Annotated in this window: 43 protein-coding genes and 1 pseudogene; 5 read left to right on the top strand and 39 right to left on the bottom strand. The window is 41.5% G+C overall.

What is annotated here, in order from left to right; translation table 11 throughout:
• Window positions 1-12: 12 nt before the first annotated feature.
• From JFY49_RS06545 to JFY49_RS06360, 39 genes and pseudogenes are all read right to left on the bottom strand, one after another.
• Window positions 13-519, bottom strand: coding sequence for a hypothetical protein (locus tag JFY49_RS06545; RefSeq protein ID WP_200224557.1), 507 nt, complete (start codon window positions 517-519; stop codon window positions 13-15).
• 42 nt (window positions 520-561) lie between these two features.
• A complete protein-coding gene (locus tag JFY49_RS06540) occupies window positions 562-1,476 on the bottom strand; it encodes a phage tail tube protein (protein ID WP_200224556.1) in 915 nt (304 codons plus the stop codon).
• Window positions 1,477-1,552: 76 nt separating this feature from the next.
• On the bottom strand, window positions 1,553-1,870 hold the full coding sequence (locus JFY49_RS06535) for a hypothetical protein (RefSeq protein WP_200224554.1): 318 nt from the start codon (window positions 1,868-1,870) through the stop codon (window positions 1,553-1,555).
• Window positions 1,867-2,406: a phage antirepressor N-terminal domain-containing protein gene (locus tag JFY49_RS06530; RefSeq protein WP_227609559.1), complete on the bottom strand. Its 540-nt coding sequence runs from the start codon at window positions 2,404-2,406 to the stop codon at window positions 1,867-1,869. The genes JFY49_RS06535 and JFY49_RS06530 overlap by 4 nt, the downstream gene beginning before the upstream one ends.
• 152 nt (window positions 2,407-2,558) lie before the next feature.
• Window positions 2,559-2,966 carry a hypothetical protein gene (locus JFY49_RS06525; protein WP_200224552.1) on the bottom strand — a complete coding sequence of 136 codons (408 nt, stop codon included), beginning with the start codon at window positions 2,964-2,966 and terminating at the stop codon, window positions 2,559-2,561.
• Window positions 2,963-3,337, bottom strand: coding sequence for a hypothetical protein (locus JFY49_RS06520; RefSeq protein ID WP_200224550.1), 375 nt, complete (start codon window positions 3,335-3,337; stop codon window positions 2,963-2,965). The genes JFY49_RS06525 and JFY49_RS06520 overlap by 4 nt, the downstream gene beginning before the upstream one ends.
• Window positions 3,312-3,593 carry a hypothetical protein gene (locus JFY49_RS06515; RefSeq protein ID WP_200224548.1) on the bottom strand — a complete coding sequence of 94 codons (282 nt, stop codon included), beginning with the start codon at window positions 3,591-3,593 and terminating at the stop codon, window positions 3,312-3,314. Before JFY49_RS06515 ends, JFY49_RS06520 begins: the two co-directional genes overlap by 26 nt.
• Complete coding sequence (locus tag JFY49_RS06510) at window positions 3,590-3,964, bottom strand: glutamate 5-kinase (protein WP_200224796.1); 375 nt, start codon at window positions 3,962-3,964, stop codon at window positions 3,590-3,592. The genes JFY49_RS06515 and JFY49_RS06510 overlap by 4 nt, the downstream gene beginning before the upstream one ends.
• On the bottom strand, window positions 3,954-4,334 hold the full coding sequence (locus JFY49_RS06505; RefSeq protein ID WP_200224546.1) for a hypothetical protein: 381 nt from the start codon (window positions 4,332-4,334) through the stop codon (window positions 3,954-3,956). The genes JFY49_RS06510 and JFY49_RS06505 overlap by 11 nt, the downstream gene beginning before the upstream one ends.
• Window positions 4,331-4,717 carry a hypothetical protein gene (locus JFY49_RS06500; RefSeq protein ID WP_200224544.1) on the bottom strand — a complete coding sequence of 129 codons (387 nt, stop codon included), beginning with the start codon at window positions 4,715-4,717 and terminating at the stop codon, window positions 4,331-4,333. Before JFY49_RS06500 ends, JFY49_RS06505 begins: the two co-directional genes overlap by 4 nt.
• Before the next feature lie 4 nt (window positions 4,718-4,721).
• Entirely contained in the window at window positions 4,722-4,889 is a 168-nt protein-coding gene (locus JFY49_RS06495) for a hypothetical protein (protein ID WP_200224230.1), read from the bottom strand.
• A gap of 48 nt (window positions 4,890-4,937) precedes the next feature.
• The gene (locus JFY49_RS06490; protein WP_200224229.1) at window positions 4,938-6,092 is read right to left on the bottom strand and encodes a P22 phage major capsid protein family protein; all 1,155 of its coding nucleotides are present in this window, start codon (window positions 6,090-6,092) and stop codon (window positions 4,938-4,940) included.
• 22 nt (window positions 6,093-6,114) lie between these two features.
• The gene (locus tag JFY49_RS06485) at window positions 6,115-6,873 is read right to left on the bottom strand and encodes a DUF6651 domain-containing protein (protein ID WP_200224228.1); all 759 of its coding nucleotides are present in this window, start codon (window positions 6,871-6,873) and stop codon (window positions 6,115-6,117) included.
• Window positions 6,874-6,989: 116 nt separating this feature from the next.
• Window positions 6,990-7,199 carry a GnsA/GnsB family addiction module toxin gene (locus JFY49_RS06480; RefSeq protein ID WP_200224226.1) on the bottom strand — a complete coding sequence of 70 codons (210 nt, stop codon included), beginning with the start codon at window positions 7,197-7,199 and terminating at the stop codon, window positions 6,990-6,992.
• A gap of 206 nt (window positions 7,200-7,405) precedes the next feature.
• Window positions 7,406-8,293, bottom strand: a complete 888-nt coding sequence (locus JFY49_RS06475; protein WP_200224225.1) for an HNH endonuclease — start codon at window positions 8,291-8,293, stop codon at window positions 7,406-7,408.
• Window positions 8,294-8,389: 96 nt separating this feature from the next.
• A complete protein-coding gene (locus JFY49_RS06470; RefSeq protein ID WP_200224224.1) occupies window positions 8,390-9,508 on the bottom strand; it encodes a minor capsid protein in 1,119 nt (372 codons plus the stop codon).
• 2 nt (window positions 9,509-9,510) lie between these two features.
• The gene (locus tag JFY49_RS06465; RefSeq protein ID WP_200224543.1) at window positions 9,511-10,929 is read right to left on the bottom strand and encodes a DUF4055 domain-containing protein; all 1,419 of its coding nucleotides are present in this window, start codon (window positions 10,927-10,929) and stop codon (window positions 9,511-9,513) included.
• Window positions 10,930-10,931: 2 nt separating this feature from the next.
• Window positions 10,932-12,218: a terminase large subunit domain-containing protein gene (locus JFY49_RS06460; protein WP_200224819.1), complete on the bottom strand. Its 1,287-nt coding sequence runs from the start codon at window positions 12,216-12,218 to the stop codon at window positions 10,932-10,934.
• Window positions 12,178-12,699: a DUF2280 domain-containing protein gene (locus JFY49_RS06455; protein WP_200224542.1), complete on the bottom strand. Its 522-nt coding sequence runs from the start codon at window positions 12,697-12,699 to the stop codon at window positions 12,178-12,180. The genes JFY49_RS06460 and JFY49_RS06455 overlap by 41 nt, the downstream gene beginning before the upstream one ends.
• Window positions 12,700-12,756: 57 nt before the next feature.
• Entirely contained in the window at window positions 12,757-13,398 is a 642-nt protein-coding gene (locus tag JFY49_RS06450; protein ID WP_200224540.1) for a putative metallopeptidase, read from the bottom strand.
• On the bottom strand, window positions 13,358-13,834 hold the full coding sequence (locus JFY49_RS06445; protein WP_200224539.1) for a hypothetical protein: 477 nt from the start codon (window positions 13,832-13,834) through the stop codon (window positions 13,358-13,360). The genes JFY49_RS06450 and JFY49_RS06445 overlap by 41 nt, the downstream gene beginning before the upstream one ends.
• Entirely contained in the window at window positions 13,824-14,318 is a 495-nt protein-coding gene (locus JFY49_RS06440) for a recombination protein NinB (RefSeq protein WP_200224538.1), read from the bottom strand. The genes JFY49_RS06445 and JFY49_RS06440 overlap by 11 nt, the downstream gene beginning before the upstream one ends.
• A 19-nt stretch (window positions 14,319-14,337) precedes the next feature.
• Window positions 14,338-14,508 carry a crAss001_48 related protein gene (locus JFY49_RS17750; RefSeq protein WP_413784600.1) on the bottom strand — a complete coding sequence of 57 codons (171 nt, stop codon included), beginning with the start codon at window positions 14,506-14,508 and terminating at the stop codon, window positions 14,338-14,340.
• A gap of 27 nt (window positions 14,509-14,535) precedes the next feature.
• Window positions 14,536-14,703, bottom strand: a pseudogene (locus JFY49_RS06435) (DUF2829 domain-containing protein); the annotation flags it as partial.
• Between the two features lie 104 nt (window positions 14,704-14,807).
• On the bottom strand, window positions 14,808-15,083 hold the full coding sequence (locus JFY49_RS06430) for a DUF968 domain-containing protein (protein WP_200224537.1): 276 nt from the start codon (window positions 15,081-15,083) through the stop codon (window positions 14,808-14,810).
• Complete coding sequence (locus JFY49_RS06425; protein ID WP_200224536.1) at window positions 15,076-15,249, bottom strand: hypothetical protein; 174 nt, start codon at window positions 15,247-15,249, stop codon at window positions 15,076-15,078. The genes JFY49_RS06430 and JFY49_RS06425 overlap by 8 nt, the downstream gene beginning before the upstream one ends.
• Before the next feature lie 785 nt (window positions 15,250-16,034).
• The gene (locus JFY49_RS06420; protein ID WP_200224534.1) at window positions 16,035-16,475 is read right to left on the bottom strand and encodes a hypothetical protein; all 441 of its coding nucleotides are present in this window, start codon (window positions 16,473-16,475) and stop codon (window positions 16,035-16,037) included.
• A gap of 12 nt (window positions 16,476-16,487) precedes the next feature.
• Complete coding sequence (locus tag JFY49_RS06415) at window positions 16,488-17,165, bottom strand: metallophosphoesterase (protein WP_200224532.1); 678 nt, start codon at window positions 17,163-17,165, stop codon at window positions 16,488-16,490.
• Between the two features lies 1 nt (window position 17,166).
• A complete protein-coding gene (locus JFY49_RS06410) occupies window positions 17,167-17,598 on the bottom strand; it encodes a hypothetical protein (RefSeq protein ID WP_200224531.1) in 432 nt (143 codons plus the stop codon).
• On the bottom strand, window positions 17,591-17,932 hold the full coding sequence (locus JFY49_RS06405) for a hypothetical protein (RefSeq protein WP_200224529.1): 342 nt from the start codon (window positions 17,930-17,932) through the stop codon (window positions 17,591-17,593). Before JFY49_RS06405 ends, JFY49_RS06410 begins: the two co-directional genes overlap by 8 nt.
• Window positions 17,929-18,090, bottom strand: a complete 162-nt coding sequence (locus tag JFY49_RS06400; protein ID WP_200224527.1) for a hypothetical protein — start codon at window positions 18,088-18,090, stop codon at window positions 17,929-17,931. The genes JFY49_RS06405 and JFY49_RS06400 overlap by 4 nt, the downstream gene beginning before the upstream one ends.
• A gap of 62 nt (window positions 18,091-18,152) precedes the next feature.
• The gene (locus tag JFY49_RS06395; RefSeq protein WP_200224525.1) at window positions 18,153-18,350 is read right to left on the bottom strand and encodes a hypothetical protein; all 198 of its coding nucleotides are present in this window, start codon (window positions 18,348-18,350) and stop codon (window positions 18,153-18,155) included.
• Entirely contained in the window at window positions 18,347-18,784 is a 438-nt protein-coding gene (locus tag JFY49_RS06390; RefSeq protein ID WP_200224523.1) for a hypothetical protein, read from the bottom strand. Before JFY49_RS06390 ends, JFY49_RS06395 begins: the two co-directional genes overlap by 4 nt.
• A 109-nt stretch (window positions 18,785-18,893) precedes the next feature.
• Window positions 18,894-19,505, bottom strand: coding sequence for a hypothetical protein (locus JFY49_RS06385; RefSeq protein WP_200224203.1), 612 nt, complete (start codon window positions 19,503-19,505; stop codon window positions 18,894-18,896).
• A 47-nt stretch (window positions 19,506-19,552) separates the two neighbouring features.
• Complete coding sequence (locus JFY49_RS06380) at window positions 19,553-20,887, bottom strand: replicative DNA helicase (RefSeq protein WP_200224201.1); 1,335 nt, start codon at window positions 20,885-20,887, stop codon at window positions 19,553-19,555.
• Complete coding sequence (locus tag JFY49_RS06375; protein WP_200224199.1) at window positions 20,887-21,723, bottom strand: replication protein; 837 nt, start codon at window positions 21,721-21,723, stop codon at window positions 20,887-20,889. Before JFY49_RS06375 ends, JFY49_RS06380 begins: the two co-directional genes overlap by 1 nt.
• Window positions 21,723-21,881: a hypothetical protein gene (locus JFY49_RS06370; RefSeq protein WP_200224197.1), complete on the bottom strand. Its 159-nt coding sequence runs from the start codon at window positions 21,879-21,881 to the stop codon at window positions 21,723-21,725. The genes JFY49_RS06375 and JFY49_RS06370 overlap by 1 nt, the downstream gene beginning before the upstream one ends.
• Window positions 21,882-21,925: 44 nt before the next feature.
• Complete coding sequence (locus JFY49_RS06365; RefSeq protein ID WP_200224196.1) at window positions 21,926-22,201, bottom strand: hypothetical protein; 276 nt, start codon at window positions 22,199-22,201, stop codon at window positions 21,926-21,928.
• Between the two features lie 8 nt (window positions 22,202-22,209).
• Window positions 22,210-22,398 carry a hypothetical protein gene (locus tag JFY49_RS06360; protein ID WP_131289010.1) on the bottom strand — a complete coding sequence of 63 codons (189 nt, stop codon included), beginning with the start codon at window positions 22,396-22,398 and terminating at the stop codon, window positions 22,210-22,212.
• A 102-nt stretch (window positions 22,399-22,500) separates the two neighbouring features.
• On the opposite strand from JFY49_RS06360, the gene JFY49_RS06355 reads away from it, so the two are divergent.
• The 5 genes from JFY49_RS06355 (at window position 22,501) to JFY49_RS06335 (ending at window position 25,608) form a co-directional block, all read left to right on the top strand.
• Window positions 22,501-23,244, top strand: a complete 744-nt coding sequence (locus JFY49_RS06355) for a LexA family transcriptional regulator (protein ID WP_200224194.1) — start codon at window positions 22,501-22,503, stop codon at window positions 23,242-23,244.
• Window positions 23,245-23,269: 25 nt separating this feature from the next.
• Window positions 23,270-23,713 carry a hypothetical protein gene (locus tag JFY49_RS06350; protein ID WP_200224192.1) on the top strand — a complete coding sequence of 148 codons (444 nt, stop codon included), beginning with the start codon at window positions 23,270-23,272 and terminating at the stop codon, window positions 23,711-23,713.
• Between the two features lie 51 nt (window positions 23,714-23,764).
• Window positions 23,765-24,748 carry an SDH family Clp fold serine proteinase gene (locus JFY49_RS06345; protein ID WP_200224190.1) on the top strand — a complete coding sequence of 328 codons (984 nt, stop codon included), beginning with the start codon at window positions 23,765-23,767 and terminating at the stop codon, window positions 24,746-24,748.
• A 220-nt stretch (window positions 24,749-24,968) separates the two neighbouring features.
• On the top strand, window positions 24,969-25,247 hold the full coding sequence (locus tag JFY49_RS06340) for a hypothetical protein (RefSeq protein ID WP_200224189.1): 279 nt from the start codon (window positions 24,969-24,971) through the stop codon (window positions 25,245-25,247).
• Window positions 25,231-25,608, top strand: a complete 378-nt coding sequence (locus JFY49_RS06335) for a hypothetical protein (protein ID WP_200224187.1) — start codon at window positions 25,231-25,233, stop codon at window positions 25,606-25,608. Before JFY49_RS06340 ends, JFY49_RS06335 begins: the two co-directional genes overlap by 17 nt.
• Window position 25,609 lies beyond the last annotated feature (1 nt).

Below are 25,609 nucleotides of genomic sequence, written 5' to 3'. Positions count from 1 at the left end.
CTAATGCTTCAGCTATTGCTCGCTGCTTTTGGTTGTACTCGCTCGCTTCTTTTTCACTGGCGAATTGGATGTATCGGTAGAGTTCTCGGACTTTCCCAACACTTCATCTCGATAGCTGTTTGCTTCAGTTTGAATTTGGTCGGCTTGTGCTTTTACAAAGGCCCAGATTGCCACGCCAATATCACCCATATTGAAAAGTTTGGTTGCGTTCTCAGGTGAACATTCTGGCTCAAACTCTTTGTCATTTTCAACAAAGACCACGCCTTTCCAGTCAGCCACTAAGTGACATGCAGCAGCTTCTAATAAAAGCTCATGGTAAAGCTTGTCATCATTACCCGCAGTCGCCACATCATAGCCTTTCGATGACAACTGATTCTGTGCACGTTCAACTGCTACCCGATACGCCTTGTAGTCAGAGCCACGGATCTTGAACTCTGCCAATACATCGCCTTTACTATCTTTATATTCTTTCCAGAGAGCGACTTCTTTGCTTTGTTGGATTGCTACTTTTAAAGCCATGTTTGATCTTCCAAAGGAAAACCGCCCGAAGGCGGCTATTGATTAAACTTTAGGTGTGCGTGTAAGTGTTGGTGCTTGATCCACAACTGTGTATTCAAATGTGGTGTTCAGGATGTCGTCTTTACCACCAGTTGCAAGCGATGCTGTAAGCTCAACTTTAGGAATATTTAAAACGTATTTATTCCCTGCTGTATCCGTGATTGGAATTGATAGCGAAATCGTTGCGTTTGTAAACTGGCCCTCATAAAGCTCTGCAGCCTTAGTAGACCAAGCCATAGTAAAGCTACCTGTACCCTTGGCTGACATTTCAAGAATTGCACCAACCTCAAGACCAGCACCCAAGCATTTTTGCACTTGCATTGAGTTATCCCAATTGAATGAGAATGCAGTAATGCAGGCTGTACCTTTAACAGATGCCCCATCGACAAGTAAATCACCTACTGAGATATTCGACATACGCGGATTTGATGATGCAGGTGTAATCGTTCCAGCGGGTACTACTGCTGCTGGGGTTCGCTTAGTACCCATGAAGCCGAAAGTTAAGCCGATCAGGCCAGCTTCAGGAATATCAATACCAAATGTATTTACATGCAAGCCTGAAAAGGTGTGATAGTTCGCAATGTCGGTATAACCAAGCAATACACTGAATGTTTGGCGATTGGTGCCACCAAAAGTTAGGACATTGGCTGTCCAAGCATTAAAAGCTGCTGCTGCCATTAGATCATCATACGCACCATACTGAGCTTCTGCGCTCAACTCGCCTGCATACTCCGCCGATGTAATCATGGATGATTGCTGCAATCGGCTATCCGTAATTGAAGCTGACTCTGTTTTTTCAACACTTTGGTTTAATGAAACATCAGTAAATGCCAAGGTTTGACGCGCAAATGGCGAAGGTACTGTTCCAATAACAGTTTCCTTTGCAATCTGCACTAATTGTTTTGCGCCCGAACTCATGGTTTTCTCCTATTCAAGGCATAAAAAAACCACCTTTCGGTGGCATTGAAATAATTAACCCCGCACTTGGCGGGGTTTATGTCTGTATAAATGAATGAATAAGAACAATGATCATGAGCACCAAAAGGACATAAAAGGATCTTTTCCAGTACAGCCCTTTTGCCACAATCTCATCTAGGTCTTCATTCCATTTTTTGAAATTTTCAGAAGTGGATTCGAGAAATCTACGACTATCCTGAACTTCTTTCCGAAGCTCCTTATTTTCATTCCAGTTATCAATAACAATTTGCTGTTGGAATTTCATTCGATTAATGACTTCTTCAACAAGTTCTGCGTGCGTCATTGTCTCAAGCTCTTGGCGCATTTCGATGTATTCATCTAAATCATCACTCATAGGTCGGCACCAAAATTAAGCAATAGGGTATTTTTATTAATCCAGTCTTGACGTTTCTGCTTGTTGATTTTCTTTTCGCGTTTACGCTGGTGCATACCAAGGCTAAAAAGAGTTCCTTTTGCTTTTGATATCTTGTCATCCATATCAATTGCATTCAGCTCATCAAAAGCCTTGTATCTAGCATTTAATTTGCCTGCCCAGTGATTCCAAAGCACGTCATCACATTCTTCTTGGTATTTAATGACAGCCTCTTTGCATTCAGGCTTTACTTTGTTTGCACTGATTGAATTAAACCATCCAAATAGTTTTCGCAGTGGAATACAAAGCATCTCCTGAATACCACCACTTGAAGGGATGGTCATTTTGACCATACCCCATCTCGGATTTGAAGCGAGCTTTCTGTGCTGGCTCTTCCAGTCCAACCCCATACCTTCGACAACCAATTTCATTGGCACGTAAGGCTGATTGTTGTATTCAACAATTGATAATTGAGTATTGTGAAAAAATACAGTCTGCGGTTGCGCTACCATCTTCATAGCATTCTCCTGATCATGCTCAAAAAAAAAGAAACTGGCAGGCACGTTGAACATGGAAACGTGCTTTTCGAACCGTCGTTCTAGCCAGTGGGTTGCCATATTTCAGGCATAAAAAAACCGCCCAATAAGGACGGTTTAATTAAGGGTTTAAGCTAGTTCACTCGGAACTCAGCTCTAATTATTTTTGCGTAAAAATCTTGGTCATCCATGCTTTGTGGTGCGTGGACTTTGTAGACTTCAAGATGAGATACACCGAATGATTGCAGGAACGAGCGCCATGCGTTACACAATTCGGTCATAGCAAGTGTTCCGATGTTCTTTGGCGTAAAGCATTGAATTGAAATAATGCCGTAATCGCGAATACATGGACTATTGCCAATAGATGCCACCTGACTGTCTGCGTACTGTATAAAAACTTTACACCATGGTTTATCTATTGGCGGCACAAATTGCTGACCATTAAATAAAGGCTGATTCTCAATTCGAACTGTAGTATCTGGATAGGTGAATTGCCCAATCTTTATGTAGATTGCGGTTTCTACTTGTGGGAGTGTCATCATTTGTATTTACTCGCTACTGATTGAAACGCTAGAGCAAATACGCCATTAGGCGCTTGCTGACTCCAACCATTTTCCAAGCGTGTGCCATAAGGACTTAACGTCTGGATATAAACAAGACCACCTATTTTTGCTGTAGATGCCACCTTTAAGCCTTCCGCTAGGGTTGTACCACCTGACAAGTCAAAGCCTTTCTCATAGGTGGTTTGCGGAGAATCAAGTGTGACTTTATGTGATGCTCGAAATTCACCATCCATAACCGGGGATCGAGTAATCACTTGCTGTAGCGTATCCCCTACAATCTTTTTAAGGTGGTCATCTGCATCTTTCAGAACGTTGAGTGCAAAATTAGTTGGCTTGTTTTTCCATGACATCTTTAACTACCTCAACCTTACCTATTATTATTTCATAAATAAAATCACCATTTTCCACAATAAGATTTCCATCCACTGCCTGTTTATGCTTTATGAGATAGCCTTTATTTGTGTCGCAAAAAATTACACGTGGTGACTTAATGCCATCCAGCAAGACTTCTTTAACTCTAGGTTCGGACTGCCCTACATCAACATGATAAACGCCATCCGTATGCATGGCTTGGTGTATAAGGTTTTGATCATCAATACAAATCATGCGCTCACCTTTCTTAATTGAGCTGTATAAGTAGCACTTACTGAATCAACCCCAATATTTACCAACTTAAACCGGCCCTTACTGGTAGTCCAGACGTCACCAATCTGTGGCACCTGAGTCACTTCATTCTGTAGCACAATGGCCTTGCAGTCAGTCACCTGATAATCAGTCGGTTTGACCATATCTTTTAAGTACGATCCAAACAGCACACCACGTCCGGTATAAGCTTCAACTGTAATCACCGGATAGGTCTGCGTTGCAAAATCAAAGTTACCTGACTGGATTTCTTTGGAACATGTAAAAGTATCGACTGCATCACCGAGCTTTTTATCAAATGCCTTACCAACCTTGGATTGGATTTTATTTTTGATCACTGCATTCACTCCGCTCATAAAGCTCAAATAAGTCTTGAGCTAGTGCTTGAATTGAATAAGCTTCAAACTCGATACTTGGGTTTTCTTCACCCATTTTTAACTTTAACTCTTGCCAGATATGCACAGCCTCATGAAGTAGAAGGCCATGAATCTGATTTACATCCCACCAGTCGCAATCTTTAATCTGAACAATTGCATGGTCATCATTAAAGTTTACCCGGGCATCTGCGCCACCTTCTAAAAATTCAAATGGTGCTTTTACAGTATCAAATAGAATATCGAGTTGATCTTGGTTTCTGACCAGGGTGTAACGCATGTGCTCAAATGGTGTGGTGAACCACTCCGGCACATAGTTGTTATTGATCATGCCCGATACACCTCAAATCCGAAGCCCTGTGTAGCGTCTGGATTCACAAGATTAAGCGAATCAATCAGGGCTTTAGCGATTTGCTCATACTCTGATATTTCGCGACTGCCTTCAGCAAATGTTTCACTAACCTGTACTGTATCGGCCTTTACACTTTCACTGGTTGTCTGCCGAGCAATACCCGAATAAATCACACTAGCCTGAATGCCTTTGATGATTTCACATGTAGCATCTTTTAAAAGTGGATCAATTGGATCTGGAACGAATCCGACTTCATTTTTCATCCAGGTATTTGCAAGTAAAACTAGGCGAGCTTTATCACCATCAGGCGCAAAGTCCAGACCAAGGATAGTTTCAGCGTCTTGTTGAGTAATAAAGCTCATATTGTTATTCCGTTGGTTTTACAGTTCTGGTTGAGCGTTTGGCTGGCTCTTTTTGCTCTACTTCTTCATAGAGTGCGTGAATCTTTGGATCAAAATCCAATTCATTAATTAATACATAGTTACCTTGATCTTTTGACCATGGTTTAACTTTTACTGTTTTCATCTGTGGCATGTTGCTCTCCAAAAACAAAGGACGCACAAAGCGTCCTTGATTTAATGCTTACCCCAAAACAATCGCGAGATGTTCAGGCTTGAGTGCAGCACAGCCCCATGCCAGCGCAATTTCATATTGCACCTGACGGTATTGAGCATATACAGATACTTCAAAGGACAAGCCGCTCACTGGATCAGTGATGATTGTACGGTCAACAGCAGAATCACCTTGTTGCGGTAATGCAGGTGCACGTGTTGCCAGTGCAATCGCAGAACGAGGGAAAACCATGTTTCGCACAGAACCAGCAGTCACAGTGATTGCTGTCGCAGCTGCTGGGATTGCTTTACGTAAGCCGGGAGCCGCAATAGTCACCTTGCCGCCATTCGACACATCCGTATCGCCAGCAACAACGATATATTTGTTAGGGTCGCCAGCAAATGAAATAGCGTCACCAATAAGGATGGTTCCGGTGCCAGCACTCGCAAGCGTGATTTCCTTAGCGCCCACTGCATAACCTGTTGTATCAGTAGTTGCTAATGCACCAGTACCGGCTGTATGCGATTTGATTTGAGCGGATTCACGAATCGCAAAACCATGCACATCAAGCAATACACCACGACGCAGCAAGCTATCGTCGTTAGCTTCATTCGCCTTATTAAGCTGCGCCAATGTACGCATGTTTGCGCCAGCAGTAGTATCAATTACCATCTGCAAATCAGATGCTGGTGCGCCATTGTCTTTAAGCAACTTCAGTGCTTGTGCTGTATCGCCTAAACCACTTGCAAAAGGAGTTGTGCCAGCAGTACCAACTGCGCGTGACGCTTTTAAGTGTAATGCCGCCAAATCCGCTTCAACTTCATTCACCAGAGTACGCATACCTTGAGCGAATTGGTCACGCAGGATTACATTGTATGATGCGCCATTGTTGTCCAGACCACGCTTTTCCTCACCGTTCCAGCGAACAGGAACACGACGTGCTTTAGTGATTTCCATTTCGACAGAACCAATGTTTTGGTCCCCATCATCTGGTGGCGTTACGTCTGGTGTGATGTCAGTAGCAGTTGCACCAGAGGTTACAGGTGATTTCACCTTCTGGCCTTTTGCTGCACGCTCAAATGTCATATCAGACGAAACTGCTGGAATAATACCAACAAGCTCACGTGATACTGTATCGAGCGCATTGTAAATCGTAGGGATTAAACCATTTAAATCGTTAGCCATAAGCTAAACTCCATTAAAAATATTATTGAATTTGTCCGCCTTCACGCGTGAATTGTGCCCGGCCAACAGGATCAAGAGATTCAAACTGCTGGCGCGTCATTGTTTTTGCACCACCACCTTGACCACCACCCTGGAACCCACCGCCACCAGCTTGAGAACCTTTTAAAATTGAATCCTTGTGCTGGTATCCACCAACCAAAGTTTCCAAGGCCTCATCAAAGTCTGCGATTTCACCCGGGCGAGTGCGTGAATAGATTTTTTGACCATCGGCACCAACTGCCACGACTTTGCCGTTTTCGATCTGGAAGTTTTTCCCAAACGTGGCTTGAATCATGTCTACCGGTACAGCGATGTTGTCTTGAATGAACTTAGAACGAGCAAAACCACCGCCAATCAATTCACTGTGTAATTGCTGCTGCACAGAATCACGTTCTTGTGTAAGTTTTTGGAGTTGTGGCTCGTAGGTCTGTTTTAACGCTTCAGTAATTTCAGCCTTCACCTTGTCTACCTCACCTGCATCCACAAGTTTTTTAGCATCCAAGTTTTGAACAATGTTTAACGCCTCTTTTACCTTTACAGGGTCAAGCCCTTCGAAAGCTTTAGCCTGTGCTTCAAATTGCTCTTTGGCTTCACGATGAGTTTTAGCTTCACCATTCAGGCGAGTAATCGTTGCCACTGTCTGCGGTGCATCAAAAGCTACCTCTTTACCATCATCATGGACATAAACAGGCTTGCCATCTTGAACCACTACATGACCGTTTTCGTCTAATTTCAATTTCATAAGTCATCCGACCCTATTTCTAAAATGAGCATCCGCTCGTTACGCTGTCCGCATCCGCTTTCAGCAGGCAATAAAAAAGCACCCGGTTGGGTGCTTAAGTTGAATTTGGTTAAATTTTAAATATCTGTTTCGATTTCACTGCTAGTAACTACAACCGCATCAGGCAAGCCAAATGCTTTCATGGTTTCAGTAAAAATATAAATATTTGTGGGCTGAATCCCTGTTTGATGCTGAAATTCTGCAACTTTATTTTGCACAAAGCCTGCAATCTCAGCTTCAAGTTTTTTCTTTAGCACTGAATATTCTTGAATCGTAATTTCTTTCATTTCTTAGTCCAAGCCTTTAAAATTAAGTCATTAATGATTTGCTGTTCAGATATAGTCATATGAAATAAGTTCCACATGCAAAACCAATTGAAAAAACCACAGCAACAATAATAAAAAGCCAAAGATATACCGCACCCATTACATCAGTCATACTTCACCTTCATAACCCCACCACCTCAAACGTCTTTTCATCCAAAGCCTTAAGCTCACGCAAAACACAGAATTTGTTGAATCGAATTCGATTTTCGATACTGCCAATCAGTCTTTGTGTGACATGAATCGCAGAGCGTTTCCAAATTACTTAGTTTGTTTGCCAGCTCATTTTTCCCACCAAATTGATGGAATGGCTTGATATGGTTTACAGATAAGTCACGCCCATATTTTTCATAGTGTTGCTCACGGGTTAAACCGCATTGAATACACTTAAAATCATCTCTTTTTATAATTTTCTGGCGTATCACCTGCCAATTAGAGCCTCTAAACTTATTGGCTTCCATGTAAGACGAGCCACCTTGCCAATTAGGGTGTTTTGCACCCTGAAAGGCTTGGCTTATTTTGTCTTTTCGCTCTTGGTTTGTTTTGATTTGGTTTATATAACACTCTTCAGAGCATGTTTTTCTGAAATTATCAGCAACCAAACGCCCAATTGTATTATTCCATTTCAGCGAGCTAAACCACACACCGCAAGAAATACAGTGCCGATCTTTTGATTTCTTATGATTTAGTTTGCAATCATTAGAGCAATATTTCGCATTAGTCCCATGACCATGTGCACGACTAATCTCATTATCACAACCTGCACATCTTCTTAAAACCTTGTTTTTCAAGTCTGCCTTGAAAGCATCGTAACAAATACGGTTGCAAAATATATTCTCGGACAAAGCCCCATTACGCCTACTACTTTTAGATTTACCTAAAACATCGGCATTGCAATGTGCACATTGATGCTTTCTAGTAGTACCTTTTGAACCAATATAATCACCGCGCTTTTGTGCAACACGATAGCAAGGCATTCCACAGTAAATATTACGCTTACCTTTCACTGGTTTAAATTGCGAACCACAAGTTTTGCAAGTACAATTCGAATCAGTCATGACATTATCTCCAAGTAGATAAGTTGTGATCAGAAACCCCTTAAGATAGCCGTCTTTTGGGGTTTTGTTTTGTCTAAAAATTATACCACAGAAACATCATAAACCTAAGTTTTCAAAGGTTTTTTTGTCCATTTTTCGCAACTCATCAAGCGTGTATTTTCGCCCAATTGGATCAACAAATTTATCAATTGGAAAGTCTGATTTTTTATATAGCTCAAAGCGTGTGCTCCCCAACCAATTGCGCTGAAAATCATCACCCTGATCCTTAAACCAATCTGAAAATTTAGTATTCGCCTCGACCTGACCAATGATGCCATCACGCTCATCTTTGGGGATATTCTTGATTTTCCGCTCGTCCGCCACAAATGGACGCACCCCACCCAGATTTCCATCAGCATCAACACCAATCAGCGTCGATCTGCAATTTGGATGAAGTGGAGGTCTTCTAATTTTGGGATCATCAATCTTCCACATGGTTTGATCTAGGTTTGCACACGTAAAACTACTACGCCCATCAAGCACACTGACGAATTTAATATGTGTAAATCCAAGAGCTTCGTAGGTCTGTAAATACGATGTATTCGATACATGGCTCCTGGCTGTTCTTACCTGGCGCTCAATGACATAACGTTCTGACTGGAGCAATCCATCTTTATAATCAAGTGACTTTCGCCCCTTAATTCGATTAATAATCTGCTGATTAGTCTGGCCTTGTGAAATACCATCACGAATGACGTATTCCACTTTCTTGCGTAAATTTTCCGCGATATCAGCAAACAGGTAATCAACCAGCTGACCGCCAGAGAAAGGCATCTTTTTGGCTTTCTGATATAGCTTTTCACCATCAACCTGAAGCGTTTCGCCCATTAGCGCAATGGTATAACTAGCCTCATATACAGCCAAGGCAATAGCAGACTGTTCAAATATCTCTGACATCTGGGTATTTAATGAAGAAAACCACTCGTTTAAAGTGGCTTTGATTTCCTCAATATTACGACTGGCCTTAGCTTTGCTTGAAAAGTTGAGACCTTGTAAGGCTTTGCGTTCTGATTCAGTTAAGTTCTCGAGTAAATCACCAAATTTAAGGAGCTGCTCATTCGACAACTTGTCAAAAACTTTGATCAGATCATTTACATTCTGTGAGGATGCCCGATATAGATATGCCTGATGTTGAGTCAGCGCATCAAGTAAGGCTTTTTGCGCTGATGTGTTCATATTTATGCATCCACAGTGCCATCATTCCGCTTTTCAATTTTCTTCACGATATCTTCCCATTTATCTTCAGGGAAAGTACCTGTCTGCTCGTAGTGATACCAAACATACATCGGCAACTCACCAGCAAGGCAGGCTTCATAAATCAATTTAGAGCGTGTTGAATCATATTTCGGCTTATTGAAGTCCTGAGCAATCGTAAAGCTCAGCTCATCCACTTTAAGATCATGATTTGGTAAGGCAAACTTTGCACACCAGCGCAGGGCCATGGTCATCGCTTCTGAAATGTTAGCTGCCACCAGCGACAAGACTGAATGCTGAATAGAGTTTTCATTCCCGGCCTGCTCAGCCGTTTTATTGGCAGACCCAACCTCAATCAGCCGGGCACCCAGTTCTTTCATCTGGTCCCACTTGTCTTGCATACGCTTATATGCCAAACCGTTTTCATCCGCCTGGATAAACTTACCATCCGTTGGGATACCGGTGCGACTACCAACACTGGCACCCGACTCTTTCACCATCGCGTACTGTTCTGGCGTGATATTTGGAAAGCACAATGTAGGTTGTCCTACAATAAATGCAGATTCCTCTACATCAGCAGAACTCCGGTAATATGAAAGTTCAATCTCGGCCAGTTCATACAAAGGTGCTGTGTCAATTTCTTCTGAGTTGTCGATAGCACCACAGAAAGTGAATGGAATGTAATCCCATGTATTGCCGTCATAATCAGTCGGAGTTGATGTCTGATCTAAATACCAGTCACCTTTCTCATTCTTCTTATGGACTTCAACCACATAAACAAAGCGACCGTCTACCACTTTCAACCATAGCAATCGATACTGCTCAATGGTGGACAAGCTAAATCCATCACGCTCTTTAACCGTTTCATGAATTTTGACATAGCTCAGCTTTTTTTGATTGCCAACAATGATGTAATCCCAATCTTCAACCGCAGATGCTTTGATGATATGAATCATCGGATAAGCACCTTTGGTCTTATCTTCTGCCCGGTTTCGGCTTGGTTCTACATTAGGATGATCTACATACACACCACAGCGATAATTGCGATTAATCAGCCGCATTGCACGCTGTGATACCTGGTAAATAGAACGCCCAGCACCATCTGCATTCCGGTCCAGATATTCCAGATCATCCGGTCGATTAAATACCGGTGCTTTACCAAAGGCTAAGCCGATATGACTTGCCAATGTACGACCAGTTACACCCGGGAAAATGGCCCGATGCAAATACTCTCCATATCGCTTATTGCCACCTGGATCTTTAACTGAATCGAATAACTCAGGCTTTTTTAAATATGTTTCTTTCTTAGACTTAATAACTTCCTGACCATCACAAACATCGTCCAACTTATTCCAAGTCGCAATGTGCTTATCATAGTCAGCATGGGTGTTTGTAATGCTCATAATTAAAATCCAAACATTGGTATATCGATACGGGTAACCGGCTTAATGATCGGGAATCGTTTAACCAGAGGATAACCGCCAGCATCCCCAACATGGTCAAGCCCAGATTTCTTATCCGGCATACCAAAATCATCGTAAATTTGCTGCTCTAAAGTTTCGGTAAAGCGTGGGCATTTATTGGTATTCACAAGTAATGTGCGCTCACCCTCACCATTTAAGATCAAGGCATTCACCGCATTGATACGATCCTTGATTGCCGGGTTTGTCCCATTCACTTCCACCCGAAAACCCTTGTCTCTCAAAATCTGATGATCTGATTCACTGCTATTTTTTGAAGATTTGGCTTGGCCGGCTGCATCCGGTATTACAGTCATTTCATGAAATGGAAAGCGCTCAATAAGCAATGTGGCCATAGTCGGTGTATCACGCACCCCAACCATTTCATCCAGTGCCAGAGGTCTACCTTCACGAATCACATAAACCACAGCTGCCATTTTCAGGACGTTAAAGTCCATACCGATGATTAAAGGCTCATGGGGCCGTATTTCTTCATCCGTATGATTTAGCTTTCGATCAAAATCAGGGTAAACCGCACCACTAGTAAGGTTTACAAATTGACCTTTTAAATATGCTGAAATCAATTGTGGTGGATATGACTCAAACAGTGATGAAATATAATCATCCGGTAGATTGGCTTCATTGTCATAAGTAGATGCCTGAATCATTCCGTACAGTGCGCGCTTAGCCGGAGTTGAATTGGCCTCTTTTACAAATTGCTCATAAGTGAACTTAAAGCCCTCTGGTGTAGTCGCAACATCAATACCATTGGTCAATCCAGCTTGCTTGTAACGCATACGAGCAATGATTTTCCGCCATGCTTGCTGTGCCTTAACGGTAGGCATCACATCCAATTCATCAATCAGTGCATGACCAATCTTAAAACCTACAATCGTCTGAGGCTTCTCCATAGATCGGCAAATAATCGTGCTTCGATATTGCCGGCCGTAATAGATATCGACCTCTTTATTCGATTCGTAGATTTTGGTTTTCAGCCCCCAGTCAAATGCCACCTCATCAATCGTTGGAAAGAAGATATCCCGGATCTGCGGATAAGTTGGAGCAAAGTAGCCCAGTGGCACCTTAGGGAATTCCCAAGACTTATCACACAGGCTTGAACACCCAACCCAAGTTTTTCCGCTACCAAACCCAGCAACAAATGCACGAAACTTATTTTTCAGCTGTAGAAAGTTAGCCTGAGGTACATTCAGGGTCGGATTGATGTTCGGCATTTGATTTACTCGCATCTACAACCTGAATTGTGACTTTCACTGGAGTCGGATCATCAGCGCCCTCACCATCACCATTCTTAATTTTGTCTATCTCAAGCTGCTTCAGCTGTGCATCTAGCAATTGAAGTTCATAACCATGCATCTCATCTTTAATCTGCTTAATGATGAGTTGCTTCATTTTTTTATTCTTATTCCAGTCGCCATACATTTTCTGGAGTTCATTAAGGCGCACTGCCTTATTGGCTAATGGGATGTCATAAACATTAGACCTAAAATCTTCCCGTGTTTTCTCAAAAAGGTCTTTCAACTTTTTACTTAAGTTTCGTCCAGCGTATTTGGTCGGATCATATAAGGCCACTTGCTGGCGCTCAATTTCAATCTTAAATTGTTGCTTTACAGCGTCTGCCACTTGTTGAGGGGTTTCAAAGCAAGCAAGAGACTGAACTATAAAGATTTTTACAGGCTCTTTAAGTGCTGCCACAGCCACCCCTCCGTAAAGCTACGTAAAGCAAGATAGGCCAAAAAAGAGCCATTAGGCTCAATTAATCACACAGTTCCCACAGCACGCGGCAATATTAGTTTCAGATACAAACGGCGCATTCTTGGAGATTTCCAGAAGCCGTTTAACAGACTCATCAGCACCCCAACGTTTCGTTTCACCGAAGAACACTTCCACATCATGGCCAGCCAAATAATGCTTAGGTAGACCGGTATGGTCGCTGTAGATGATTTCACCATCTGCATCACGTTCAACACCGATGTGATAAAGCTCATGTTCAATCAAACGACAAAATTCACGATCTGAAGTTTGTTCGCAAAATGCCGCATCTACAGTAATCAGGTATTGAGGGACAAAGCCGAACCAGTCACGCATCTGTTGTTCTTGTCGGGCCTTCTTCCACCCGCCCTGGTTAAACATGACTTTTTCACATTGACCCAGCACCATTCGTTTTTTAGCTACGGCGGCCGATGAAGCCCAAGCAAATGCCAAGAAGGTTTCATCATCGTGCAGCAGCTCAGCAATGTGGTCATGATCCGGGTTGTGGAGTTCACCACCAATGGTCAGCCAATTTTTAATGACCCATTCTTTTAGATCCACGGCGGGTGCCAAGCGAATCGCTTCTTCTTCCTCAGCCTGATCAATCAGATTCGATGGTGGGAATGGTCTGAACTGGTCCATTGAGTGATTCTCTCTTCAAATTTTTCAGCCATTGAGATGCGAATTGAGCTTCTATCTGTAATGGCCCAAACTCATCAATCTTGTATCTGTTGGCTGACTCTAATCGAACAACGGTAAAACCCATCTCATTAGCATGATCATAACGATCCATGCTCCAGGCTTTATTCGCTAATTTGCCTTTACGCCCACCAGACCATGGTCCACCTGAAATCTCAACTAAAATTCTGTGCTCAATCAGGTGGAAATCAAAACGCCAGTGCTTGGTCGATTTAAACTGAAATTTCTTTTCGTACTTGATACCCAAGACATTTAAAGCATGTTCGAATTCTTCTTCTGCTTCTAAATATGCATCTTTTGCTTTTGGTAGAGGCTTAGCACGTGGTTTGGTTTTAATTGGACATTTCTTGGTTTTCCAGAAATAATCATCAACATCCATCGTAATAAGCCCACTTCAAATCATCTGGCACAGTCAAATGAATACCTAATTTCGTCACAGTAAAATCGTGCACACAATTCAAATACTCGGTCATCTGCTTAACGCTTAATTTTGTTGTGCTGCAAAGTCTTATCACCTGCTCTGCAATCACCCTGTATTCTTCACACTCATTCTGCTTAAGCGTTGCAATCGCATTACAGGTCTCAGCAAACTCTTGATCATCACGACGATAGATATAAATTAGGAATTTCTTCTTAAACTCATAATGCAGTGAATCTTTATCCTGACCAGTCTTTCTTTCAATCTGACCAAGCCACATCCACATGAGCCTATTCTGTGCAGTGGATCTGTCATCCTGTTTCCGATCAATCACCACCCTTAACGGCTTACCCTCATTAATCGCCTGAGTGTAATTGGTGTGCATATAATTAATGGCTTTAGTGATGTCGGCGTGGGAGTTGATAGGAAACACGGCTTTTTGCATTTCCTACCCTCCGTGCTGCTTAAAATAATGTGATGCGCTTCACCAATACATCGTTGTATGCGTCCATGTGCTTTTGCTGTTCTTGAAGCAATGCCCACTGCTCATCATTAATAAAACTTGGCTGACCCTTATCTAAGAAGTTTTCCAGTGCATCAAGTTTTGTATGTAGTTCACGCTGCTCTAAACGCACTCGATCTTTTGGCGTTTGGGATTGATGATATGACTTTTCAAAAACATCACGTGGTGACCAAGAGATATAGCCAGCATGACGATCATCGTTTGGCTTACCACCATCCACGTATTCAACCAGATAACCTTGTTCGCCTGGATCTTCATTTTCCGGAATCTGCCAACCGCGATATTCATTGTATTCGCCGCGGGTCATGGTTGTGGCTAAGACTGATTTGGTTCCGATATATGCACACAATGCATGCGCTAATAGTTTTTTTGACATTTTCTTCTCACAAAAAAAAGAGCCACATGGCTCAGTTAAAAAACTTCTTTATCTTCCATCACCAACATCCGATCCACTCTCACCAGCCACCTCTCAAACATGGCTTCACTCTCTGCCCGATTGCCCAGCTTGTATTGATCAAAATCAGAATGGCACACGTGACACAAAGGAACTGTAAATGAATCATCTGCTTTTATCCCTCTACCCTTACCGTGCTTCGCTGAATTACTGTGAGCCGCTTGTGAGTTTGGATTACCACACCTTACACACGGAAGCTTTCTAATCTCAGCCAGTCTTTTTGAATCACGCATGCAGAACCGTACGTAAATTTTTGATCCGCTCTTTAAGCCCTATCATGATTTCATCAATCGCCATTAACTGGTGACGCTTTAAACCAGATCTACTAAGATTCTGATACTTAGACAGCTCAGCACTGCAAAATTCTAAGTCTTGTTTCGCTTGCACTTTGTCTGTCATGTAACCACCAATAAGAAAAGAAAAACCCCACCATGACCTAGTACACGTGGGGTCTTATGTGCCGTAATCCGTTCGGCTAAAGTCACCGAAGTGACAAGGGTTCATTTAACTTCTTTCAAACAATCCCGACACACCTTGATTTCTTCATCATCAACTGTGTAATCGATTTCTATCGCACCATGCAGGCCGAATAAACACATTAACAATTGGAGCATGCGGATATCCTTATTTCATTGCAAATCGAAATAACTAAAAATAACTAAATCTGTCTGAAATAATATCAATAATTTATTTATTAAAACCAATGATTTATTCTATTTTTTAACTAAAACATGCCGTAATAATGTCGGTAATTTTGTCAGTAATCTGGAGGCGGTAATTAATCTTAAACCACTACGAATAAGAAAACCGCCATAGGTGCCCTGATATTGCTTACACAGGCATTTCTCAGGGCATAAAAAGGATGTGGTGATCTGCCACACCCTTGCCTTAGATTACGATATTAATCAGCTCGGCAACTGATCTACCGCTACTCACAATCACACAAACCTAACATGCACGGTCTGCTTTACTTGCTTTCAATCCTCTTTAGGTCGGGTTGCCAAACCCTAACTGGAATTGCCTAAAACATCTAGGCATTTACTCAAGGCATGTTCTGCAAATTGGCTTTTTGCAGGCATTAAAAAAGCCCACCATTTGGCGAGCTTTCTATCTAACACAGCAATTTACTTACACTGCGTCGACTGTAACACAAATATGCCATATCTCGGCATGCCAGTCAAATACTAATCAATGCGTAATCGTTTATCGTGACCAGCTAGGTAAAACTTCCCGGCATAAATCATATTTCTTAAAACATTCCGGCCTAATTTAAATTCATCTTCCATCTTTCGGTCTGACATCCCTCTCACATTCTTCTCAATAAACAGCTGAACAGCCACCTTAGCCGAATCACAAATCAGTTTTGATTGCCTCACTTCAATGATGATCTTCCGCACATGCTCCGCTTCAAAATCATCAATCTTGCAAATGATCTGATCCTTGCGTGGTGCCACACCTTTATTGTTTTCACAGATCAGCCAGTAGATCTGATTCACCCCAAGACTATCCGGCTCATTCCCAGACTTCATGCGACAGGTTTGAATGTATGCACCGTACTGCTTTAACCATTCTTCAGCTGTAAATTTTGACCAATCCATTACTTGTGTTTTAACCGCTGCATTCATCCCATTGCCCTCTTAAATCAAACTCAAGTCTAAAATTGTCATTGTTCCCCAATGAACTGCACCGGTATCAATCCAGTAACAGTTGTCACGCTTACAAGGTTTTTGAGTGACTGTGTGCCCCATGATTACCGCATCAATGCCGGACACATGGGTATATTGCTTTTTATCTTCGTCCAGCCGGTCACGTCCCCACATGGCCAACTCAGATGGATCGCGGAATGCTGTTAGCTCTTGAGTGAAAGTCTCTTTGAATTCATCCCAATTGTTCTGCTCAATGTGCCCATGAACAAATCCGAACTTTTTACCGTTGTGACTGATCTCTAAAACCACTGGTAACTCAGCGAAGGTTTTTGCAATGTTGTACATCGCCTGCCCATCCAGCATATAAAACCACTCACCACCATTCGCCACATGACAGCGCTTATAGGATTCGTTATGCAGTCCACCAATACATAAATCCTCATGATTACCGCGCACTGACGTAAACCATGGCTTGGATAACAACTCAACACACTGAATGTTTTGAATTCCACGATCCACCAGATCACCAACCGCAACTAACAAATCATTTTCAAAATCAAAACCAATTTCTTTAAGTCGAGTCATAAGCAGGTTGTAGCAGCCATGAATATCCCCAACAGCCCACAATTTCCCTTTAATTTCTTTATCCCAAATTTTTACTAAAGCCATCTCACCCTCGCTTAATTTCTGAAATTAGCAACATTGCCGCATCACGCTGCTCTTGATTCGTTCTGCCCTGCCAACCCGTAATACGATTAAATTCCTTTGAATCCACTTTTGAGCGTGAAGGCTTCACCAGTACCACCGCCAAACCGCACGATTTCGCCATTTCAGCCAGTAATTTACCTGTCGCATGGTTTTCCCCTACATTCTTGGCAATTCGCTCTCCGACGCTCTTATGCTGTCCTACACGACTATGAAAATTAGACTTCTTATTTTCCCATCCAGCCTCAATGACAACTTTCTTGATTTGGTCTTGCTGACTGCGGAATAACTCCACAGTTTCAGAAAATGTTAAATTTTTAAGCTCAAGGGATTGGCTAAGAATAGCCACCCCTGATTTTTCTAGGTCTGGATCAATGCCGATAATCAGGTCAGTCATTGGCACCTCGCAGGGCTTGTTCTAAATCAGCAATTACATACTCAGTGGTAACTCGATACCCCTTGTCGTATAAATCCATTTCCCGAAAATCCTTTAGAGATTCCTTAAGCTCGCAAAGCACTTGTGAAACAGCCTCAACCTGCTTCTTCACCCCGATATAACAAGCTTCCATGTTGTTGAGCTTGGCTTTTTGATCCTCCCAAGCCTTAAACGCCATCTGAACTGGTAGTATCCGATAAACACCCAAGTCTTTATGAAATAAATTTTCGCCATAAGTAAACCGCATGTTTGTGTAGAAATCCTGGTCTACAAACCACTTTTCAAAATCACTCATCGCCCACACTCCACATAATTCCGTTCATCCTCAGCCTTCAACGCTTCCAACTCCGCATGCACCTGATTCCATTGTTCTTGAAGCTCCATCTCATCTTCATCATGTGGAATTGAGCCGTTGATCTTGTCCCGTAGTATTTTTAAGTCGTGGTTTTGCATGTGGCTACTCCTTGCGCCATATCGGTTAGTAACTCTATTGCCTGCAATGTTAGAGAGAATCCTTAAGGGCATTCACCATCACCCTTCACTAAACCCCAATATTCCAGCCCAACCAGATACCGCTGTATGCTTCGAACAGTCAGGCCCACTTTTGGCTCAATTTCGTTATGTATCCGCTTAACTGAGATACGCCCTTTTGTTGTTGCTAAAGTCCTTAAAATCATGAGATTGATATAAGTTTTATCTGCTTCGGTGCTCATGCCGCATCCTTTTGCGCTTCTTGTCTTTCGATGAATGGAATCGCCTCCATGAACAAAGAAAACTCACTTTGTGTCATCCGTGCACCATGTGTTGCTGGTGGTGCAAGCAGTGATCGAACGCGATTAATATGAATTCCTGTAGTTCTTGAAAGTTGTTCGCGCCTGGTTGGGGTGGTGCTTACTGCATTCACCCAATTTCTGATTTTCACCACCTGGGACTTTGACGCATGCCCTTTGATTTTGGTTTGTTTGCGCGGTGGGCGTGGTACAAACTCAGTACCCTTGAGTGTTTCAACCCTCCCACCACGCGCTAAATACTTCTCCATTTCGGTTTCAAGTTCTTCACGCAAATTACGCTTAGCGATTAACTGTGCATAAGTGATGTCTTTGCCCGCTTGCACAAACTCAATTCGTTGTTGAATGATTTCGTTCATACCCACCCCAGCACAAAGTTTTTACTTTCAGATCCACTCGCCAATGCACACAAGCAAATCAAAGCAATAAGGCAGATGAGTAGGATTGTTTTATCGTCTAATGGGTGTTTCATGCGGCACCCCACTGAAAAGAAATATGCATCCCTTCATCACAATGCTTACATCCATCAAAATCATATGGATTGTGTTGCCAGTTAATTTTTCCGCATGTTGGGCAGTTAAATCGGGTCATTGGGTTTATGACTCTACGACATGATTTCTTTATGCGTTCTGGAGTTCTTAAGCCTGCTGCAATCATCATTTTTCTATGATTAAGCAAAGCAAAATTAAATGTCCGACGTTTTTTCTTATCTGCCAATTCAAAAGGCACCACTACATAATCATTGTGGTTAATGCACTCAGCAGCTGTGCGTCCAATTATTTGAGCATGTAAAAAATTGGTTGATTTATTACCATTCAAATCGCTCCAGTAAACATCGTTTCCATCCCAGATGCCTTTAATAAAAAGCACATATTTATCAGATGGGCTTAAGTCTGATTTTGATGGTAAATACTGGTGATCTATCTTCCAGATGCTCAGTGAATCAATATGATCTGCGGAAATTGGGTATTCACCATCACGAGCTAATTCCCACTCCTTTTGTGCTTCTTCCAATGTGTAAACATGAGCTAAATCTAAATTTGAGGTATAGCCCTTGCCATCAATCGCATGAAAAACCATGTTTGATCCGGTATTGCCATGCGGTGAACGTAAATAAAATCTATTCTTCACACCCCACCCCCTAAGCCTTGTTCCTCATCACTACGAATCGAAGAAAAACGGCAGATATCCAAACGGTCCACAACCCGGACCACACCCTTCTTGCCATGACGGTTCTTGCCGATAATGATTTCAGTCACACCGCTTGGCATTTCGTCATCACTGTTCATAATTGGATGAACCAACAAAATCTGATCTGCATCCTGCTCGATCTGGCCTGACTCTTTTAAATCGCTCGGCTTTGGACGTTTTCCTTTTTCTGATTCACGGTTGAGCTGTGCCAGTGCGATTACTGGGCAATCAAACTCTTTGGCCATGGCCTTGAGGTCACGACTGATTGAGCTGACTTCCTGATAGCGGTCTTTCTTGGTTGGGTCACGCACAAGCTGCAAGTAATCAATAATGATGCAGCCCAATTTTTTGTAGTTGCGCTTGGCCTTGCGTGCATAAGAGTGAATCTCTGCAATGGTTGGTTTTTGCTTATCTTCGATATGGATCGGTAGCTTGTTAAAACGCTCCTGGGCATTAGCGAAGTCTCTCATCATGCCGTCGTACAATTCAGCATTGTGAATGTTGTCATACGGAATATGGGTCAATGCGGAGATACAACGGTTCGTGAATGTCTCTACATCCATCTCAGCCGATACCACCAATACCGCTTCACGGAATTGCATAGCGGTCTGAATCGCCACCATTTGCGCCAGAGTCGATTTTCCTGATCCGGGTCTACCGCCGATCACGCAGAAGTGTCCGCGCTGAATGGTGCCCACTACGTTGTCCAAATGAGGCAGGTTGAACTTAACGCCGGTGTATTGCTTACTTGCTTTGGCTTCAGCTTTCTGGATTAACTGTTCACCGGCACGCTTCAAAGCTTCCTCAAACGTAAAACTGGATTTCTCAGCCTTGTCGCTTGTGTTTGACCCACTCAGGATGTTTTCAGCAGCATTGTGAATATCAGGTACGGTTAGGTCCTTCGCCTTCTCCTGGATGCTTTGGCCGATCTGTTCAACTTCACGGTGTGATTTAAACTTGTTGAGTTCAGCAACATATGATTCCAGGCTGTAGAACGAGCTTGGTGATTCGGTGAACATGCGCATCAAGTATTCAGTGCCACCGACCAATTCATGATGTTTTGTTTCAATCAGCTTTTGTTCAACAAACACTACGTCATACGGTTTGTTTTCGTTCGACAGGTCGGTGATGGCGTTGAAAATTGCCTTGTGTCGTTCAGCGTAAAAACATTCTGCATCCAGATCATTCATCACGGTTTCAAGTGAATTTTGGACAGTCATCAAAGCAACAAGAACACATTGCTCGATTGATAAATTGTGAATATTCGACATTACCAATCCCCCATGTCAGATTGATAGTCTTGAGGGATTACTGGTTGAGCATTTGCAGATGCAGCCTGCTGCATGAGTTTTTCAACAAGTTTGTTGTCACGCTTAATCCACTTCACGAAGTTTGAATACATCTGAGTGCTGGTTACTGCACCAGTGCGGATTTTGTTTTCGTAGTGAGGGTTGACTTCAAGAAGTAATTCATCAACCTGAGTTTGATTGATTTTCGGTAAGCCTGATCTTTGCATCCACGAATTGAGCTGATGCAAGTCTGGTTTCCAGATATTCATAACTTCATCGATTGGGTTTTCTTGATCCCTTTCTTTTAAGTTTATTTTCTTTTCTTTTACAGAGTGACATTTGATGTTACTAGTTCCAGTATCATTTGATGTTACTAGTCTAGGTACATTTGATGTAACTACTTTTGATGTACCAGTATCATTTGATGTTACTAGTTCAATAGATAATCTATCCTCAAAAGTGACCTCATATGTTGTCGCTTTACCCAAAGTTTTTGTGATTTTTACAAGGTTGAATTTTGCTAAATCTGACATAGCTTTGCGAACAGTTCGCTTATCCTTAAAGCCAGCCAATTTCAAAATTAAAGATTCGCCAATCGATTTATTATCTTCACGGAATCCTTTGATATGCCTATTTAGCAAAACAAGGCACTTGATGGCTTCACCGCTTAAAGCAGCCAAATACCCTTCATCACAAACAAAATTAGGCAATGGTGTATAACCATCTTCCTTTTTGGACATAGCTTTATGCTCATTCCTTTTTGCTGTGCTTGGATGAATGTCAACATTATCCAAAGGTTGAATTTTTAATGCGCTCATCAAACACCCTCCATCACAAAAGCACACAACGCAGCCTTAGCTCTAGCGAGTGCCATTGAGTTTTCAAGTGTTCGATTTAGTGCGTAATTTTCAGCGGCTTTTTGAAGCAAACTTATCTTTCGATTTAGTTCAATTTCTGCTAAAATTTGATAGTTCAAAATGATTTACCTCGTTTAAAGAACATGAAGCCTGATCTTTCCCATCAGGCTTTTTCTTTGCCTAAATTCTCGTTAATCCCTTCCAGTCCCTCTCCGAAGCTCACCTCAGTAGAGATATCCCGCACTAAAGCTTTTAATCCCAAGCGCTCAAAGGATTTTGCTTGTAAATTAAGTACATGCCACTCACCGACGATTTCTTTTTCAAGAAGAAACGCCAGATATTGAGCAAGGTCTTTACCCTTAATTTCAGCGAGTGTTTTAGCTCGCTCATGGATTTCCGGAGATAAACGGACATGTGTAGATTTCTTTTCAAGACTCATAAATTCACCTATGCAGTTAAAGCTTGTAGATTGGCCTTAACCTTCCCTTTTGTTTTTAGTTGCAATAAAGCTTGGGTTTCTAGGGATATGCCCTTGCTTCGCCATTTACTAACAGCGCCCTTGGTGTATCCGACCTTCTGAGCGAGTTCAGAATCGGTTTTAACTCCGTAATGAAGTTTTAGCTCATCAACAGTCATGGTTTACCTTTATAAACTAATAGTTTCCATTAGTAAACCATAAGTTTATTCATATATCAAGGTGCTTGTTTACTATAGGAAACAGGAAATGAGGGATTTTGTATGACCACTATTAGCGACCGTATAATTCAAAGAATGAAAGAGCTTGGTCTTCGACAAACAGCAATAATTGAGGCAACCGGAGCCACAAAAGGAGCTGTATCTAAATGGGTAGCCGGAACAAATACACCCAAGGCAGAATTCCTTCCGGCATTAGCAGCAGTATTAAAAACATCTCAGAACTGGCTGCTTACAGGTGAAGAAGAAAAGCTCTTCAATAATTTCAATATGCAAGAGTTTATGAATAAGCATAATTTGACTGGCAAAAGTGATGCTTCATTTGATGTTGATGAAGTGCATAAGCCAACTGTTATTGATTACGAAACAGAAAATGGGTTTATTTGGATTGATGTCGTGGAAGCTAATTTTTCGTGTGGTGTTGGTGAATCTATAGAATTTCATTTTGATGTTATTAATGGGAAGTTTCCATTTACACCATCATTCTTTCAAAGGAAGCATGTTGATCCAAGTTGTATGAGGATCATTAAAGCCAAGGGCGACAGCATGACTGACTTTATTCATGATGGCGATCTAGTGGGTATTGATATCTCTCAAACTGAAATTGTAGATGGTGAAATTTATGCTGTTTATTTTGAGGGTGAAGGAATGATTAAGCAGATATTCAAAGAGGAAGGCGGGAAACTCACCCTGCATAGCTTAAATGCAAAATACAGAGATCGTGAAGTATCGGAGCAAAACGGTCTAAATTTTAAAGTTATGGGTCGTCAATTTTGGCGAGCTGGATAGGAATATATTAAAAATAAGAGGGTTTATGGATTCTATTCGTTTTATTACTAATATTTTTATTATTTCATGCATACCTTTAATTCACTATGCATTAAGTAAAAATATAACTTTAAAAGATATAAAAAAAGCACGTTGGCAGTATATTGCTGTTTTTATATTTATGTCGCTTTTAACATTTATTGGATCAAATGGTTCGGGTGAATCTTTTCTTGCGGTAATTATTTCACTATTTGTCTATGTTTTCACATATAAGCGCTTGATAAAAAATAAGTATCATCCAAGAATTGCTGACTTTGAATCATTTGATGAATATGTGGCAGCTTTAGCTAAAAAAAGAAATATCAAATACCCGTTGTCACAAAACATAATTGCTATGTTTGGTGAAACTCCAAAACTTGAAAATTTTGAATCTATACCTGAGTGGGTTCATTCTGTTAATAAGTATTTTGATGATATTGAATCTATTTAAAAACTGCGAATCCGACGCAGCCTTTAGAACAGATCGGGTGGAGAATAATTAGTGGGTGATATTGATTACATCTTATATATGGCTGATATTTCAAGATCTGGGTATGATCGCATTACAGAAATCGGTAAGTCATCTAATAAGAAAAAAGCATGTTTGATTTTAGTTACACCTGGTGGAGATCCTGATGCAGGCTATCGTATTGGTAGAGCTTTACAGCACTATTATGAAGATGGTTTTAGTGTGCTAATTCCTTCCTATTGTAAATCTGCAGGTACATTAATTTGTATTGGTGCAAATGAATTAATAGTAGACGACAAAGGTGAGCTAGGCCCTTTAGATATACAATTAAATAAATCTTCTGAATTAGGTGAAAAAACTTCTGGTCTTGATTTACCTCAAGCATTTGAAGCTCTAAAAACTGAAGCGGTCAAAATATTCAGAGAGACTTTAATTGACGTCAGAATGGGCGGTAGGGTTTCTACAAAATTAGCTGCGGAAGTTGCAACCAATTTAACATCTAACCTCCTTTCTCCAATTTACTCACAAATCGATCCTATTCGAATGGGTGAAATACAACGTGCAAACTTTATTGCATATGAGTACGGTAAGAGGCTAAATGAAAAATACAAGATATTGAAATCTAATGCTTTAGGTAAGTTGTTATTATCTTATTCATCACATGGTTTTGTTATTGATAGAAAAGAATTAAAAGAACTGTTTAAAAATGTTCGAAAACCAAACACACATGAAGAGATAAAAATATTAACCAAAATACAAGACTTGGTCATTGCCTTTGAAAATGGAAATGACCATAATCTAGTCATGAATGCAAACCTCTTTTTAGAGAACACTGAAAATGAACAACAAAATGCCGACTTACCATCTACCTCAGGATTACAAGCAAATGATAATCCAGAATGCGGAGGAGAAAACCCAGGTGAGCAAATTGATTCAGGAAGCAGCGAAATCGAAGCAGAGTATGATTCAAGTAGAAGTGATCAAGAGTCAGAGCTTCCACAAGCTGCAAATGAATAATTATTGTTATTGATATCTAGTAAATACTTTTAACCCACCCCAGCGGTGGGTTTTCTTTTGTCTATTAAAACATACAAGTTTCCAAATATAAAAATAAGTTTCTTTTAATAAACTTTATTGTTGACTTTGAAGTTTCCTTTGGTAAACTAAATTTCACCAGATAACAAAAAAGTCCCTGACATTCGACCGACGGGACTTTTACTCAAAGAGTGAGATAAGTATGAACCAAACACCTTCCCACAGTCAAACCCCAGAGTTTGGCCATATCCCATCAACAGGGATTCTTTACCAGCAGCCGCCTTCTAGTGAACAGATTGCTCGGGCGAATAAACGCAATAAGCTCAAAGCTTTTATGCGTGACGTGATTGCAGTAGTGGTTTTTAGTTCGCCAATTTTGGCAACACCTTTTGCAGTTCGTAGTTGTTCAGATGATGTGGATCGTCAGGCAGTGCAGGCGGTTAAGTTTCAGATGGAGGCAAACCATGAACGCTCAAACTAAACCTGAATTGTTTGCTCCGTGTTTTCCGCTGCTTTCAATCTCATCACGTATCGAGGTTGATGCAGACAACGTGCAGTTCTCTTTCATGGTCGGCAACCAATCCATTGATTGTGAAATCAAAGCGGTTGAATTGACGGATTCAATGTATATGGAACAGCAATTTCACCCTGAATCTGGCCGTGATGTGGATTACACCAAGCTTGAAGTAGACAACAAAACTTTGGCTTTGGTCACTCGATCTGACTTTGAAGAAACACCAGCAGGCTTGCATTTCATTCTAACTGAATCTCAGGTTTATGAGTTGAATGAATGGCTTGAAGAGGATGCGGTTGAAAAATTTGAAATGGGGATGGTGGCTTAAG

It is taken from the genome of Acinetobacter sp. CS-2, assembly GCF_016599715.1.
In the GTDB taxonomy this organism is placed as follows: Bacteria; Pseudomonadota; Gammaproteobacteria; order Pseudomonadales; family Moraxellaceae; genus Acinetobacter.
This window is presented reverse-complemented; position numbering and strand designations above follow the sequence as displayed.

Coding starts and splice junctions, on each gene's coding strand:
- JFY49_RS06545 (WP_200224557.1), bottom strand. CDS start 519: ATGGCTTTAAAAGTAGCAATCCAACAAAGCAAAGAAGTCGCTCTCTGG.
- JFY49_RS06540 (WP_200224556.1), bottom strand. CDS start 1,476: ATGAGTTCGGGCGCAAAACAATTAGTGCAGATTGCAAAGGAAACTGTT.
- JFY49_RS06535 (WP_200224554.1), bottom strand. CDS start 1,870: ATGAGTGATGATTTAGATGAATACATCGAAATGCGCCAAGAGCTTGAG.
- JFY49_RS06530 (WP_227609559.1), bottom strand. CDS start 2,406: ATGAAGATGGTAGCGCAACCGCAGACTGTATTTTTTCACAATACTCAA.
- JFY49_RS06525 (WP_200224552.1), bottom strand. CDS start 2,966: ATGATGACACTCCCACAAGTAGAAACCGCAATCTACATAAAGATTGGG.
- JFY49_RS06520 (WP_200224550.1), bottom strand. CDS start 3,337: ATGTCATGGAAAAACAAGCCAACTAATTTTGCACTCAACGTTCTGAAA.
- JFY49_RS06515 (WP_200224548.1), bottom strand. CDS start 3,593: ATGATTTGTATTGATGATCAAAACCTTATACACCAAGCCATGCATACG.
- JFY49_RS06505 (WP_200224546.1), bottom strand. CDS start 4,334: ATGATCAATAACAACTATGTGCCGGAGTGGTTCACCACACCATTTGAG.
- JFY49_RS06500 (WP_200224544.1), bottom strand. CDS start 4,717: ATGAGCTTTATTACTCAACAAGACGCTGAAACTATCCTTGGTCTGGAC.
- JFY49_RS06495 (WP_200224230.1), bottom strand. CDS start 4,889: ATGCCACAGATGAAAACAGTAAAAGTTAAACCATGGTCAAAAGATCAA.
- JFY49_RS06490 (WP_200224229.1), bottom strand. CDS start 6,092: ATGGCTAACGATTTAAATGGTTTAATCCCTACGATTTACAATGCGCTC.
- JFY49_RS06485 (WP_200224228.1), bottom strand. CDS start 6,873: ATGAAATTGAAATTAGACGAAAACGGTCATGTAGTGGTTCAAGATGGC.
- JFY49_RS06480 (WP_200224226.1), bottom strand. CDS start 7,199: ATGAAAGAAATTACGATTCAAGAATATTCAGTGCTAAAGAAAAAACTT.
- JFY49_RS06475 (WP_200224225.1), bottom strand. CDS start 8,293: ATGACTGATTCGAATTGTACTTGCAAAACTTGTGGTTCGCAATTTAAA.
- JFY49_RS06470 (WP_200224224.1), bottom strand. CDS start 9,508: ATGAACACATCAGCGCAAAAAGCCTTACTTGATGCGCTGACTCAACAT.
- JFY49_RS06465 (WP_200224543.1), bottom strand. CDS start 10,929: ATGAGCATTACAAACACCCATGCTGACTATGATAAGCACATTGCGACT.
- JFY49_RS06460 (WP_200224819.1), bottom strand. CDS start 12,218: ATGCCGAACATCAATCCGACCCTGAATGTACCTCAGGCTAACTTTCTA.
- JFY49_RS06450 (WP_200224540.1), bottom strand. CDS start 13,398: ATGGACCAGTTCAGACCATTCCCACCATCGAATCTGATTGATCAGGCT.
- JFY49_RS06445 (WP_200224539.1), bottom strand. CDS start 13,834: ATGGATGTTGATGATTATTTCTGGAAAACCAAGAAATGTCCAATTAAA.
- JFY49_RS06440 (WP_200224538.1), bottom strand. CDS start 14,318: ATGCAAAAAGCCGTGTTTCCTATCAACTCCCACGCCGACATCACTAAA.
- JFY49_RS06430 (WP_200224537.1), bottom strand. CDS start 15,083: ATGCGTGATTCAAAAAGACTGGCTGAGATTAGAAAGCTTCCGTGTGTA.
- JFY49_RS06425 (WP_200224536.1), bottom strand. CDS start 15,249: ATGACAGACAAAGTGCAAGCGAAACAAGACTTAGAATTTTGCAGTGCT.
- JFY49_RS06420 (WP_200224534.1), bottom strand. CDS start 16,475: ATGAATGCAGCGGTTAAAACACAAGTAATGGATTGGTCAAAATTTACA.
- JFY49_RS06415 (WP_200224532.1), bottom strand. CDS start 17,165: ATGGCTTTAGTAAAAATTTGGGATAAAGAAATTAAAGGGAAATTGTGG.
- JFY49_RS06410 (WP_200224531.1), bottom strand. CDS start 17,598: ATGACTGACCTGATTATCGGCATTGATCCAGACCTAGAAAAATCAGGG.
- JFY49_RS06405 (WP_200224529.1), bottom strand. CDS start 17,932: ATGAGTGATTTTGAAAAGTGGTTTGTAGACCAGGATTTCTACACAAAC.
- JFY49_RS06400 (WP_200224527.1), bottom strand. CDS start 18,090: ATGCAAAACCACGACTTAAAAATACTACGGGACAAGATCAACGGCTCA.
- JFY49_RS06395 (WP_200224525.1), bottom strand. CDS start 18,350: ATGAGCACCGAAGCAGATAAAACTTATATCAATCTCATGATTTTAAGG.
- JFY49_RS06390 (WP_200224523.1), bottom strand. CDS start 18,784: ATGAACGAAATCATTCAACAACGAATTGAGTTTGTGCAAGCGGGCAAA.
- JFY49_RS06385 (WP_200224203.1), bottom strand. CDS start 19,505: ATGGTTTTTCATGCGATTGATGGCAAGGGCTATACCTCAAATTTAGAT.
- JFY49_RS06380 (WP_200224201.1), bottom strand. CDS start 20,887: ATGTCGAATATTCACAATTTATCAATCGAGCAATGTGTTCTTGTTGCT.
- JFY49_RS06375 (WP_200224199.1), bottom strand. CDS start 21,723: ATGAGCGCATTAAAAATTCAACCTTTGGATAATGTTGACATTCATCCA.
- JFY49_RS06365 (WP_200224196.1), bottom strand. CDS start 22,201: ATGAGTCTTGAAAAGAAATCTACACATGTCCGTTTATCTCCGGAAATC.
- JFY49_RS06360 (WP_131289010.1), bottom strand. CDS start 22,398: ATGACTGTTGATGAGCTAAAACTTCATTACGGAGTTAAAACCGATTCT.
- JFY49_RS06355 (WP_200224194.1), top strand. CDS start 22,501: ATGACCACTATTAGCGACCGTATAATTCAAAGAATGAAAGAGCTTGGT.
- JFY49_RS06350 (WP_200224192.1), top strand. CDS start 23,270: ATGGATTCTATTCGTTTTATTACTAATATTTTTATTATTTCATGCATA.
- JFY49_RS06340 (WP_200224189.1), top strand. CDS start 24,969: ATGAACCAAACACCTTCCCACAGTCAAACCCCAGAGTTTGGCCATATC.
- JFY49_RS06335 (WP_200224187.1), top strand. CDS start 25,231: ATGAACGCTCAAACTAAACCTGAATTGTTTGCTCCGTGTTTTCCGCTG.